Origin of the sequence: Phnomibacter ginsenosidimutans (genome assembly GCF_009740285.1) — a bacterium.
Classification (GTDB): Bacteria; Bacteroidota; Bacteroidia; order Chitinophagales; family Chitinophagaceae; genus Phnomibacter; species Phnomibacter ginsenosidimutans.
Window position 1 is genome coordinate 198,989 of record NZ_CP046566.1, and the last position, 13,063, is coordinate 212,051.

11 protein-coding genes are annotated in these 13,063 nt (G+C 43.2%); 10 read left to right on the forward strand and 1 reads right to left on the reverse strand.

Annotated features, from left to right (window positions below):
- Positions 1 to 26 precede the first annotated feature (26 nt).
- The 9 genes from GLV81_RS00850 (at position 27) to GLV81_RS00890 (ending at position 11,951) form a co-directional block, all read left to right on the forward strand.
- Positions 27 to 1,553, forward strand: coding sequence for a SusD/RagB family nutrient-binding outer membrane lipoprotein (locus tag GLV81_RS00850; RefSeq protein ID WP_157475989.1), 1,527 nt, complete (start codon positions 27 to 29; stop codon positions 1,551 to 1,553).
- Between the two features lie 188 nt (positions 1,554 to 1,741).
- Positions 1,742 to 4,258: a TIM-barrel domain-containing protein gene (locus tag GLV81_RS00855; protein WP_197428817.1), complete on the forward strand. Its 2,517-nt coding sequence runs from the start codon at positions 1,742 to 1,744 to the stop codon at positions 4,256 to 4,258.
- A 292-nt stretch (positions 4,259 to 4,550) separates the two neighbouring features.
- Positions 4,551 to 5,030: a hypothetical protein gene (locus tag GLV81_RS00860; protein ID WP_197428818.1), complete on the forward strand. Its 480-nt coding sequence runs from the start codon at positions 4,551 to 4,553 to the stop codon at positions 5,028 to 5,030.
- A gap of 8 nt (positions 5,031 to 5,038) precedes the next feature.
- Positions 5,039 to 5,254, forward strand: a complete 216-nt coding sequence (locus GLV81_RS00865; RefSeq protein WP_157475993.1) for a hypothetical protein — start codon at positions 5,039 to 5,041, stop codon at positions 5,252 to 5,254.
- A 95-nt stretch (positions 5,255 to 5,349) separates the two neighbouring features.
- Positions 5,350 to 6,414 carry a DUF2961 domain-containing protein gene (locus tag GLV81_RS00870; protein ID WP_197428819.1) on the forward strand — a complete coding sequence of 355 codons (1,065 nt, stop codon included), beginning with the start codon at positions 5,350 to 5,352 and terminating at the stop codon, positions 6,412 to 6,414.
- A gap of 217 nt (positions 6,415 to 6,631) precedes the next feature.
- A complete protein-coding gene (locus tag GLV81_RS00875; RefSeq protein ID WP_157475997.1) occupies positions 6,632 to 8,203 on the forward strand; it encodes a GDSL-type esterase/lipase family protein in 1,572 nt (523 codons plus the stop codon).
- A gap of 73 nt (positions 8,204 to 8,276) precedes the next feature.
- A complete protein-coding gene (locus GLV81_RS00880; RefSeq protein ID WP_157475999.1) occupies positions 8,277 to 10,517 on the forward strand; it encodes a glycoside hydrolase family 3 N-terminal domain-containing protein in 2,241 nt (746 codons plus the stop codon).
- Positions 10,518 to 10,537: 20 nt separating this feature from the next.
- Positions 10,538 to 11,332, forward strand: coding sequence for a carboxylesterase family protein (locus GLV81_RS00885; RefSeq protein WP_157476001.1), 795 nt, complete (start codon positions 10,538 to 10,540; stop codon positions 11,330 to 11,332).
- 1 nt (position 11,333) lies between these two features.
- Positions 11,334 to 11,951, forward strand: coding sequence for an HAD family hydrolase (locus GLV81_RS00890; protein ID WP_197428820.1), 618 nt, complete (start codon positions 11,334 to 11,336; stop codon positions 11,949 to 11,951).
- Positions 11,952 to 12,103: 152 nt separating this feature from the next.
- Here the strand turns inward: GLV81_RS00890 and GLV81_RS00895 are convergent, their stop codons facing one another.
- Positions 12,104 to 12,358, reverse strand: coding sequence for a DUF4834 family protein (locus GLV81_RS00895; protein ID WP_157476004.1), 255 nt, complete (start codon positions 12,356 to 12,358; stop codon positions 12,104 to 12,106).
- Between the two features lie 191 nt (positions 12,359 to 12,549).
- Between GLV81_RS00895 and rimP the strand changes: the two genes are divergently transcribed.
- Entirely contained in the window at positions 12,550 to 13,020 is a 471-nt protein-coding gene (gene rimP / locus GLV81_RS00900) for a ribosome assembly cofactor RimP (protein WP_157476006.1), read from the forward strand.
- Positions 13,021 to 13,063 lie beyond the last annotated feature (43 nt).

The following is a 13,063-nucleotide window of genomic DNA, read 5'->3' on the forward strand; positions in this document are numbered from 1 at the left end:
AATTAGAGAAAACAAAAATCATTGACATGAAACGTACACTATTATACATCATTGCTGTTGTTACTGTTTTCAGTAGCATAACCGGGTGCAGCAAGTTCGACGATATCAATACCAACCCCGATGCAACAGAGAATGTAAACTCTGCCATGCTTGCTACCAATATTATACTTCGCAACCTGAAATTTCAGGGCAGAGATGCCATGGCTTATTTGTCTGATAACGGCATGGCTAAATATGTAGCTTTTGCCAACCAAAGCATTATGCCGTCGCAATACAACGCGTTGGGTGCTACCGATTTTGGTGCCATGACTATGCTGCCCAATATTGAAAGCATGCTGGAGTATGCCAAAGGAAGTGTAATGGAAAACTCATATAAAGGACTTGCCAAGTTTTCCAGAGCGTATATGTTTTATGACATAACCATGAAGGTGGGTGATATTCCATACACTGGAGCGGGCAAAGCAAAAAACGGCGAGATTGAAGTAAAGTATGATACACAGGAAGAAGTGTTGAAGGGGATTTTAGATGATTTGAAAGAAGCTGATGCCTTTTTTGCCAATGGAGTAAAGTTTGATGGTGACCCCTCACCTTATGCCGGCGACCCAGCTAAGTGGCGCAGGGCTTCTAATGCATTTGCTTTGAAAGTGCTGTTATCATTGAGTAAAAAGTCTGAATCATCAACGCTGAATGTAAAACAACGGTTTGCTGAAATTGTGAATGCTGGATTTTTACTTACACCCACAACCGGCTATCTGGGGCTTAATTATTCGGCTACAAATCCTCACCCTATGTCTGGCACAAACAACCTGTTTACAAGCCGCACTATTGTTAGCACAACAGTGATAGATAATCTTAAGCGCTACAATGATCGTAGATTGTTTTACTATGCAGAACCTGCAGGGGCTAAAATATCGGGAGGCCTGTTACAGTCAGATACCGCGGCTTATGTAGGAGCAAACGTTTCAGATGATTATGACGATATTACATTCGGACACAGCAAGAATGCGTACTCTCTTTTAAATGCAAGATACCTTGCTGAAACTGCAGGAGACCCTCGCTTAATCATGAGTTACCCTGAGCAGCAACTCATGTTGGCAGAAGCAAGAGTGCTGGGATGGATTACAACTGGTACAGCAAAAGAGTATTACGAATCAGGCGTAAAAGCTGCGTTGGCATTTATAATGGCTACCAAAAGCAATTATGCCCATGCAATGCCAATTACACAGGCTTATATTGATAATTATTTTACAGGTGAGGCGGCGTTCAAAACACTGCCCGCAGATCAGTTAAAGCAAATTTGGATGCAGCTGTACTTCTTAAACTTTATGCAGAACCCAATACCAGTTTATTATAACTACAGAAGAACAAGTTATCCTGACTTTCCGATTAATCCGGCTACATCTTTAAATCTAAATAAAACAAATGCCATCCCTATGCGTTGGCTATACCCTTCTTCTGAAAGTAACTTTAACAGGGCTAATGTAGATGAAGCCATACAAAGGCAATACGAAGGCGTAGATGAGGTAAATAAGCTGATGTGGATACTTAAGTAAAGAAATGCGAGGTTGCTGCATTTAAGTATGCAACCTCGCATTATTATTCCCATTAAATGGTGGGTATGCAAAGTTCTACATCCACACATCCAAATATTTATTGCAGTAGTTAAATACCATTACTGATTGACAGTTCCTTTTTTTAAGTAGTGCCATTTAGCATGCTGTTTGTATAAGTTTTCTATTTTATGAAATTATTTTTTTTGATACTGTCGGGTATGTTGTGGGCCTCAAAGACAATGGCGCAGCCGATGGCAGAGTATCTGGTTTTTGCAGATGAGTTTAACTACACCGGGCTGCCAGATTCAACTAAGTGGACTTTTGAAACCAAAGGAAATGCCAGTGGTTGGGGTAATAATGAAAAGCAATATTATACTTCAGGCTTACCTGCAAATGCATATGTAAAAGACGGCACACTAAAAATAACCGCACTAAAAGAAAACAAAGAAGGGAAAGCATATACTTCTGCAAGACTATCTTCCGCTGGTAAAGCAGAATTTACATACGGCAGAATTGAAGTAAGGGCAAAACTACCAAAAGGGAAAGGCACTTGGCCTGCAATATGGATGCTGGGGAGTAATATACATGAAGATACACGCTGGCCGGCTTGTGGAGAAATTGACATAATGGAACACGTAGGTTATGATGCCGATAGCATACATGGCACAATTCATACTGAAGCGTACAACCACATGAAAGGTACACACCGAGGAAAAGGCGCCTACATTCAAAACCCTTATTCCGATTTTCATGTGTATAGTATTGATTGGTCGGAAAGTAAAATTGATTTTCTACTCGATGGAAACATTTACTATACTACACCCAATGAACAATTGGGTACTAAAGAATGGCCTTTCAACCAGCCCTTCTTTCTAATTCTCAATTTGGCCATTGGTGGCAACTGGGGTGGTAAGCATGGTATTGATGATGATATTTTTCCAGCTGTGATGGAAATTGATTTTGTAAGAGTATATCAAAAGAAACCACAATCAATTCAACAATTGATTGCACAGCGGGCTGTTGTTGATACCAATTTAATCTTACCACCAGCCTGGGCTTTTGGCGTATTGTATGGCGGCTATACCAATCAGCAGGAAACAATTCAACGGGTTAAAGAAATTAAACAACATCAGTACCCAATTGATGCTTATTGGATAGACAGTTGGTTTTGGAGTTACAGCGACAAAGGAAAAGGACCACACAAGTACATCGATTTTATAGCCGATACACTTAGCTACCCAAACAGAAAAGAAATGTGGAGTACCCTGCAACAGCAAGGTATAAAAGGCGGTTTTTGGGTATGGGATTGTATACAACAAAATGGTAATGAACAGGCTTTTAAAGACTTTTTCGACAAAGGCTTTTTTAAAAATGTGTATACTAATAAAGACTCATGGCATAACAACAGCACCACCACAGCCATGTTTGAAACTGGAAAAGACAATAAAGGAACATTAAACGGCAATATTAATTTCGATAATCCCGCAGCCGTTGCTTATTTCAAACAGCGGATGAAGCACTTTTTTGATGAAGGAGCTGACTTTATTAAACTAGATCGTACATCAGATATTAATACATGCAAAACGATGTTTGAAATGACCCAAGAGTTTGGTAAAGAAACGCAGGGTCGCGGTTTTATCTTATCTCATACAGGCGGCCAGGAGCGGTCAGCGTACAAACGCTATCCCACAAAATGGACTGATGATACAAGGTCTGATTGGAATACTGAAAACCCCTTGATAAGTTTTCCTTCTTGGGTGCCAAAAGTGGCACTCAAAGAAAATATAGCAATGTTTAGCGACCCCTCTAAAAAAACGAGTTCAATACCATTTCTTACAAACGATATGGGTGGCTTTGATATGGGCAAAACCATACATCCGTCTGAAGAGCTGTTTATCCGTTGGATGCAATTCTCCATGTTTACCCCCATCGTTGAATTATTCAGCCAGCCAGAAAATCCTACTTCCAATCTTCCCTGGAAATACTCTGAAAGAGCCGACACGCTATTTCGAAAGTTTGCGCATTTAAGAATGCAACTCTTTCCTTACATATACAGCTATGCTCATCGTAGCAGAATAGAAGGCAGCCATATGATAGGCAAGTTTCCCAAGCATACATACCAGTATACCTTTGGCAATGAACTTTTGGTTGCCCCTGTATATACCCGTGATGCCAATACACAGCAGGTTTATTTGCCGGCAGGCAATTGGATAAATTACTGGACAGGCCATGTATTAGCTGGCAATCAATACCACTATATGAATGCTCCAATAGATCAAATTCCATTGTTGGTAAAAGCAGGTTCGATAATTCCAATGAGAAACTATGCTTCGTCTGTAGAAAGTGGAAGCAATAAATTCATTGCTCTACAAATATACAGTGGTGCTGATGGGCACTTTTGGCTGATAGAAGATGATGGTATCAGCAATGAGTATTTGAGTGGAAAGTATGCAGCTACATTGTTAGAAAACAAAGAAACCGAGCAAAGCAGTACGATTGTTATTCATGCAGTAAATGGGTTTTACAAGTCTATGCCTTCCAAAAGGCTTTGGACTCTTCAATTCTTCGATTCACGCAAGCCAGTATCAGCCACTTGCAATGGAAAAAAAGTGAATATCCTTATGAAGGGGGACAATAAGTTTATGATTGAATTAAACTCGGTAGATGTAAAGCAGAAATCTACAATAGTAGTAAAGTTCAAATAGTTTAAATATCTGTTTTTAATGATGATGGCTACAAAGCAGTTTTGCAAGGAGCCACTGATACCCGTATCCCCCAGCATAAAACAAGCACATACATATTTATCAAGTCAGGTAAATGTGATAGATGCAAGTATGCTCATTAATGCCATTTCCTTGTACCATACAACAACTTTAATATAACTAAACAGTTTTAGCCATGCGCAACAAGCAATCCTGTATTGGGATAAGTCTTTTTGTTGTTTTCATCAGCTGGGTCGCAATTGCTAAGTCTCAGCCATTAGCATCTTCTGCGGCAATGAGAACAGGGTTTGCTGCCATGTACAACATGGAACAGCTTCCTTTACTTTTTCCCAACGGAACCCAAACAAAGCAGCCTCTTGCCTACGATGCCACCGGGAAAAACTGGGACCATCATTTTCTGGCAGCTTTTACGCAGTATGTAGACTCTGTTAAAATGCCTGACGGCAGTATCCGAAAAGAGTATGTGATATACGATGAAATGGGCCCCGGTGTACTGTACAGGCAGCAAATGAACGCCTGGTACGACCGCTCCAAAATACCCAATGGCTGGCTGGCTTGGGGCGAACCCAACCAACCAAGGGCCGATGCCAACATCTGTTATTATTTTGATGATGAAAAAGAGCCAAGGATAAACATGCACCTGAAAGACTTTTTTGGCACAAAAAACAAACCCTTTACAGAGCCCCTTGCCTTTGTAGATTCAGGCTATCTTTTTGCCAACCTCTACTATCCCTTTGCTTATAAAAAAGGCTGAAGGTAACCATGCGGCCCAATGCCAAATCGTTTGAGGAAATGGATACCAAGTGGTATCAGTACACAGCTTTGTCATTTCCTGCTGATTATCCGATTGATACATGGGATAACACTCATACCGGTTCCGAAAAAGTAATTGAGCAATGGAATAAATCGGGTGAAAATCCAAACGACCTGAAAGGTTGTAAACAAGTAGTTTATAGCAATACTGTAAAAAAGGGGTAGCGGCCACCCTGTTTGCTACAACAGGCAGTGGCTCTCTGGCCGGTATTACAATGCAGCTGAAGCCTTATACCAAAGAAACTTTGTTTAACACCCGCTTGAAAATATATTGGGACAACAACAACAGCCCCGCTATAGAACTGCCCCTTGGCTACTTTTTTGCCGCAGGCGCAAAAGATTACAGTGCCACGGTTGATAAAGTGCTGGCCAAATCGCTGACCACGCTGCTGTTTGGCTTCAACCCCGAAACGGGAATCTTATATGCATACTGGCCCATGCCATTTTGGAAATCGGCCCGCATAGTACTGGAAAACCAGTCTGCTACCGATATTGACAACCTGACCTGCAAAGTTTGGGTAAAGCCATCGGCCGTTTTGGCTTACGACAAAAGTAAAACCGGCTACTTTAGGGTAAAGCGTACTACCGATGCCGACCCCGATACCTTAGGTTTCAGGTCGGTAGCTTTTGAAGAAAGTGGCAGGGGCCATGTTGCCGGGGTTGTTTTTTATAGTGACCGGTACGATATGGATGGCGATGAGTTTACCTATATAGACGATAGCCGAACGCCCCAAATCCACGGCAGTGGTACCGAAGACGACCATAATCAGGGCTGGGCGGGCCGTGCTTATCAAAAACCGCTTTGGGGCGGGCTTGTAAATGGCTACGATGGAGCCTACAGAATTTACCTGAATGACTGCTATATTTTCAATAAAAAAATTTTGATTTCATACGAATACTCCCTGATGAAACCGCAGTTTGTAAACGGCGGCTCAACTGATGTAATTACCTTCTACTACAAGTCGGAAGGAGAATCCAACTTACTGCTGACCGACGAACTAGATGTAGGCAATCACTTTAGCGAAAAGCAACATGCTTATGTGGTAGAGGGCCTTACATGGAAAGGAATACTGAAAGACGAGTATGATGGCTATGAACGAAACCTGCAGTATGGTGCCTGCACCGACGATGGCAAAGCCTTTAATAAGCGTACCACATTCAACGTTTTAATAGCACCTCAAAATGAAGGTGTGAAGCTCAGACGAAGACTTAACAGAAATGGAAATGGTGTGCAGACCACAAACGTATATGTTGACGGTCAGCTTGGTTCCAAAACCATGGCATGTAGTTATTCCTTCCTTGAGTACCGGAAAAGGCACTGTTGATGGCTGGTATGACAGTGACTTCGAAATTCCATCATCATTCACAAAAGGAAAAAAGTCAATCAAAGTTCAAATTGAATTTGTTCGTTCACCTCAACAAGGATCTGTCAATGAGTTTTATTATTGGGTTTACTCATACATGAGTAAATAATGATGTGCCTTCTGATAATTGTTATGCTTTAATCTTTTGACACTCATACAGGGCTCAAACCATTAATTTATGAAAAGGTGGATTTTATTACTTAAGCTATTGGTAATGGTGCTTGTATCAGATGCTCAGGTAAGATGGGATGATATTGATAGTAAAGACTGGCCGCTTGCATTTAAGAAAGTTACCATATTGTCAACCTTCGATGGTACGCTGCAGCCAAGTATTGTTTATTCAAGTACACTACTTAAGCCACAACCATTGATTGTAAGCCTGCACAGTTGGAGTGGCGACTATATGCAAAGTGATAGTTTGTCATTCGAAATTAGCCGTCGCAATTGGAATTATATTCATCCTGATTTCAGAGGACCGAACAATAAGCCAATTGCTTGTGGTAGCACGGCTGCTGTACAAGATATTGATGATGCCATAAAATGGGCCATTGAGCACATGCGGGTCGATACAAATGAAATTCATATTGTAGGAACCTCAGGTGGCGGTTTTATGGCTATGCAGGCGTATATGAAGCTCAAATACCCGGTAAAAAGTTTCAGCAGTTGGGTGGGCATCAGTGATTTGGAAACATGGTACCATGAAAGTATAGGGCGACAGCTAAAATATGCAAAAGATATACTACAGTGTACTGGTAGTACCGATAATCTAAATGTTGAAGAGGCAAGAGCAAGATCACCTTTTTATCAGCAGGTTCCAAATAGAAAAGCAACACTGCATTTATTCGCTGGCATTCATGATGGGTATTTGGGTTCTGTACCAATTACGCAAAGCATGAAGATGTATAATAAAATTGTAAACCATTATTTCCCTCAACAAAAAGCTTTACAGATTAGCGATTCAAAGATGATTGAATTATTGTCTCAAAGAAAGAGTACGCATACTTCAACGAGAAGCATCGGAGGAAGAAACCTTCACTATTACGCTAATGCTGGCCCTGTTTCAATTGTTATATTTGAAGGTAAGCATGAAATGATTGTGCCTGTAGGATTGCAAATGCTACCCATTGGGCAATACAACCCTTTTGGAAATAAACAGCTGCTTGCCATAGGAGATAGTAATGGTGCAGCAGCAAACGGATGGGTTAACTGGATGCAAAATATTCAGCCCTCTTTGCAAATATTAAATCGATGCAAGCCGGGCCGTACTTTTGGATTTGATAATAACAACGACACGAGTCTTAATGAACTACGACTAGTCAAGAGTCAGCTCCATGAAGCTCTCACTCTGTTTGCCGATTCATTTGATGCAGTGGTGATATCGCTTGGCACAAACGATGTTAAAAACATATTTGCAGATAGCCAGCATATTATCATTTCAAAATGCGAACAACTTTTAGCTGAGATAGCTTCATTCAGTAAAGTCCATCAGCCAGCTTTAAAAACAATTTTGGTATTACCTGCCCCTATTAATGAAGCAAAAGATGGATCAGGAAAATTTGTAGGAGCCACCTTGCGCCTTCAACAACTAAGAAAAGAGCTAAACGACCTTGCCTTAAGATTTAATGCAAAAGTTGTAGACGCATTTCAACTTCTTAAAGATGTCGGTGAGTGTACAACCGATGGTGTTCATTTAACAGCATCATCACAGCAACTGCTTGGCAATGCTATTGCTGAAAGTGTATACCATTAACTGGTATTTTTGAAGGTATACATCATTAACCTTACAGAAATGTTGGCGTTAAAAAATCTAACATGCATTTCTCATGAAAACTTTGGCTCTTTTCACTTGGATAACCTTTGCAATATCATTGCCAGCTTCTGTAGCTTTAGCACAACCCAAAACGGCGTTGCAAAAAGCCGACTCCGTATTGCGGCTGATGACACTCGATGAAAAGATTGGTCAGCTGCACCAGCTCAGCAGCGATTTTGCCACCGGCCCCATTACACCTGATGGCGATAAACAAGGCCAGGTGCGCCGTGGCGAAATGGGCAGCATGCTCAACTTGATGGGTGCCGCCCGTACCCGCCAGTTGCAGGAAATAGCCATGCAGTCGCGGCTCAAAATACCGCTCCTGTTTGGGCAAGATGTAATTCATGGATACCGCACCACTTTTCCCATACCACTCGCCGAAGCCGCCAGTTGGGACATACCTGCTATTGAACAATCAGCCCGCATTGCCGCCATCGAAGCCTCGGCGGCTGGCATTCACTGGACCTTTGCGCCCATGGTCGACATTAGCCGCGATCCCCGCTGGGGCCGTGTGATGGAAGGTGCTGGTGAAGACACTTACCTCGGCAGCGTGATTGCTGCGGCGAGAGTAAAAGGTTTTCAGGGAAATGCTATTGGCAGCATCAATTCTGTGCTGGCCTGTGCCAAGCATTTTGCAGCCTATGGTGCTGCTGTGGGCGGCCGCGATTACAACAGCGTAGACATGAGTGAACGCATGTTGTGGGAAACCTACCTGCCACCGTTTAAAGCCGCCATTGATGCAGGTGCGGCCACCTTTATGAACAGCTTCAACGATTTGAATGGTGTGCCTGCTACTGGCAACCCATTGCTGCAAAAAGATATTCTGAAAGGCAAGTGGCAGTTCAAAGGTTTTGTGGTGAGTGATTGGGGCAGCATTGGCGAAATGATCAATCACGGCTACAGCAAAGATTTGAAGCAAGCAGCCGAACAATCCATATTGGCGGGCAATGATATGGACATGGAAAGCCGTGCCTATAAAAATCACCTGAAGCAATTGCTGCAAGAAGGTAAAGTGCCCATTGCCCGTGTGAATGATGCCGTACGACGAATCCTCATTAAAAAGTTTGAACTGGGTTTGTTTGACGATCCATTTCGCTTTAGCGATGAAGCCCGGGAAAAATCACAATACGACAACCCGGCACACAAAGCCTTTGCCCGAACCATGGCTGCAAAAAGCATTGTGCTACTAAAAAATGATACCATTGCCGGCAAACCTTTGCTGCCACTGCATAAGCAACAGACCATTGCTCTGATTGGTCCACTGGTGCAATCACAAAAAGACAATCTTGGTTTCTGGTCTTTCGACTTTGAAGATGATAGTGTACGCATTGTATCGCTGTACAAAGGCGTACAAAACAAACTGGGCAGTAATGGAAAATTGCTGTACGCCAAAGGCTGCAACTTGAATGATACGGATACGTCGGGTTTTGCAGTAGCCGTAGCAACGGCCATGCAAGCCGATGTAGTGGTGATGCAGGTAGGTGAAGGCCGCGACTGGAGCGGCGAAGCCAAGAGCAAGAGCAATATTCAATTGCCTGCCGTACAGGAAGCATCGATCAAAGCCATTCACCGAACAGGCAAACCCATAGTGGTTTTGATGAGTGCCGGCCGACCCCTCATTTTTAATTGGACAGCAGATAACGTGCCTGCAGTTGTGTACACTTGGTGGTTGGGTATAGAAGCCGGCAATGCCATGGCTGATGTGTTGTTTGGCGACTACAATCCATCGGGTAAGTTGCCCATGAGCTTTCCTCGCACCGAAGGACAAATTCCTATTTACTACAACTATTACAATACCGGCCGTCCTGCACAAAACGATGAGCACCGCTTTTATGTATCGGCCTATACCGATTTGCCCAACAGCCCGAAGTTTCCGTTTGGCTATGGCTTGTCGTATGCCCGGTTTACCTACGGCGACATGCAATTGTCGAAAACAAACCTGAAGGGAAATGAAGTATTACAGGTAACAGTAACGGTAACAAACAATAGCAATACAGCAGGTGAAGAAGTAGCACAACTCTACATACGTGACTTGGTAGGTTCTGTGGTAAGGCCAGTGAAAGAACTGAAGCATTTTCAAAAAGTCATGCTGCAGCCCGGCGAAACCAAAGCACTTACATTTGTAGTGTCTACGAATGATTTGTCATTTTACAACAGTCAGTTGCAACATACCTGGGAAGCCGGCGAATTTGATATCATGATCGGTGGCAACTCTAGAGACGTTCAAACCAAACGTATTTACTGGAATAAATAATTCCGATAAAAAACATAAACATGAAACATATTCTCGCTTTTGTATTGCTGATGATGCTGGCACCCATGGCGGGTCAGTCACAAGACATGAACCTGTACCAACGCAAGCAGCTGCTGATGGGTAGCGATACTTTACCTTATCGGTTGTTGCTGCCCGAAAATTATGATCCTACAAAAGCTTACCCATTGGTGATGTTTTTGCATGGCGCCGGTGAAAGAGGGAACAACAATGAAGCACAGCTCACTCATGGCGGCAAGTTGTTTTTGCGTAGCGATATCCGCCAGCAGTTTCCGGCCATTGTGGTATTTCCGCAGTGCCCTGCCAATTCATTTTGGAGCAATGTGCAGTGGGTATATGATAGTGTTACGAAGAAGCGGGATTTCATTTTTCCGGAAGAAGCTGAACCTACTTATGCCATGCTGATGGTGCAGCAACTGGTGCGGGAAATGAACAAACAATTTAAGATTCAGCAAGACCAGCAATATGTGATGGGATTGAGCATGGGTGGTATGGGTACGTTTGAATTGGTGAAACGCATGCCCAACACATTTGCTGCGGCCATTCCTATTTGTGGCGGAGCCAATCCGGCCAATGCCAAGTACATGAAGAAGACAGCATTCTGGTTGCACCACGGCGATGTGGATGCTGTAGTGCCAGTGCAGTTGAGCAAAGACATGGCGACTGCTTTGCAGCAGTATTACAGTACCGCCGATATGCAATTGAGCATTTACCCCGGTGTAAACCACAACAGTTGGGATAATGCTTTTGCAGAGCCTCAATTGTTGCCGTGGTTATTTTCGCACAAAAGAAAATAACATGGCGGTTCGCAACATCATCTTCGACCTGGGTGGCGTTTTCATAGACATTCATTACCACAAAACCCGGGATGCTTTTATGGCATTGGGCGTAGCCGATTTTGATGCATTGTTTCAGCAATCGTATTCCAACCCGCTGTTTGCACAGCTCGAACAAGGCGAACTATCGCCGGAAGATTTTTATGATGCGTTCAGAGCAGAAACCGGACTGAACGTAAGCAATGCACAAATACGAGATGCGTGGAATGCGATGCTTGGAGACTTTAGACCGCAAAGCGTAGCTGTTTTGCCAGCGTTAAAACAATCGCATGCTATTTTTTTGCTGAGCAATACCAATCAAATTCACCACGAAGCATTTACCAGCCAGTATCAGCAAACCTTTGGCCACGATTTTGACGAACATTTTCATGTAGCGCATTACTCCCACATATTGGGTTTGCGTAAGCCACATGTTACCTGCTACGAAGCGGTTTTGCAGCAGCATGGCTTGCATGCAGCAGCAACTTTGTTTATTGATGATACACCCAAAAACATTGCCGGCGCTGAGGCTGCAGGATTGCAAACATTATTACTATCGCCGGGCCTGCTGCTCGAAGAGGAACTACCGAAGTATTTGTAGTTGATAGTTTATAGTTGGCAGTTGATGGGAAGAGTTATTAGATGGCAGATGTTGGATGACAGATGTTAGTAGTAGAATTGAGAACATCCATTTTAATCTGCGAAAATCTGCTTCCCAGTCCTCCTTCCTTCGTACCTCAACCCTAGTCCTTCTTATTTCACATCCTCAAACGGAATGTATTCTCCTTCAATGTCGTACTTGCCCTTGGTGCCAGGGGCATTGCTCGATTGTGAAGCCTGTGCACCTTGTGCCTGTTGCTGATATTGCTGTTGTGCCTGCTCCATTTGTTGGCGCATGGCATTAAACTGCTTCTTTACTTGCGAAGTAGTGCGAACCACAGGAATTAAAAAGCCTGTTACAAATCGATACAGTATAAAGGCCAACACGGCCCATAAAACATAGGTCATAGCAGGGCCAAAGATAACCGCAACCGTTGGGGTGAACCCGTTAAAAATTATAGCATAGCATTAGATTATTGCAGAAGGTTTTAGGCCCATTATTTGGGAGATATCGACTTGCTTCCCTACATTTGCACCGGATATGAAGCAGTAGAAAGGGAACGGACTCCGTTCCCTTTTGCTTTCTACCAATCAGAGGTATGGAAAAAAACGAACAAATTGTACGCATTGAAAACATGGTGAATGCCCTGCTGGCAGACAAGCCATCCTTTTTTTTGGTACAAGTAAAAATCAAACCCACCAACAACATCAAGGTGTTTTTGGATGGCGACAATGGCATCACCATTGAAGATTGCATCAAAGTAAACCGCAAGTTGTACGCCGAAATCGAAGATCCGGCCATGTATCCTGATGGCGATTTTTCGTTGGAAGTGAGCAGCCCCGGTGTAGGCGAACCGCTGCTGTTGCAGCGCCAGTATGTAAAAAATGTGAGTCGTCTGCTGGAAGTAAAACAGCTCGACGGTCAAATCCTCACAGGTACATTGCTCGCCGCCGGCGATGACAGCATTACGATGGAAGTAACTAGTGGCAAGGGTAAGAAAGCGGAAACCAACCAACTCGAGATCCCATTTTCTCAAATAAAAGAAGCAAGCGTTCAAATTAAATTTTAACCATCCCCGGTGTTTCATTCGCCGGCAGAAAATCGAACAGTAC

Bases quoted from the DNA above. Each gene is read 5' to 3' on its own strand.
- GLV81_RS00850 (WP_157475989.1), top strand. From the start codon at position 27: ATGAAACGTACACTATTATACATCATTGCTGTTGTTACTGTTTTCAGT.
- GLV81_RS00855 (WP_197428817.1), top strand. From the start codon at position 1,742: ATGAAATTATTTTTTTTGATACTGTCGGGTATGTTGTGGGCCTCAAAG.
- GLV81_RS00860 (WP_197428818.1), top strand. From the start codon at position 4,551: ATGAGAACAGGGTTTGCTGCCATGTACAACATGGAACAGCTTCCTTTA.
- GLV81_RS00865 (WP_157475993.1), top strand. From the start codon at position 5,039: ATGCGGCCCAATGCCAAATCGTTTGAGGAAATGGATACCAAGTGGTAT.
- GLV81_RS00875 (WP_157475997.1), top strand. From the start codon at position 6,632: ATGAAAAGGTGGATTTTATTACTTAAGCTATTGGTAATGGTGCTTGTA.
- GLV81_RS00880 (WP_157475999.1), top strand. From the start codon at position 8,277: ATGAAAACTTTGGCTCTTTTCACTTGGATAACCTTTGCAATATCATTG.
- GLV81_RS00885 (WP_157476001.1), top strand. From the start codon at position 10,538: ATGAAACATATTCTCGCTTTTGTATTGCTGATGATGCTGGCACCCATG.
- GLV81_RS00890 (WP_197428820.1), top strand. From the start codon at position 11,334: ATGGCGGTTCGCAACATCATCTTCGACCTGGGTGGCGTTTTCATAGAC.
- GLV81_RS00895 (WP_157476004.1), bottom strand. From the start codon at position 12,358: ATGACCTATGTTTTATGGGCCGTGTTGGCCTTTATACTGTATCGATTT.
- rimP (WP_157476006.1), top strand. From the start codon at position 12,550: ATGGAAAAAAACGAACAAATTGTACGCATTGAAAACATGGTGAATGCC.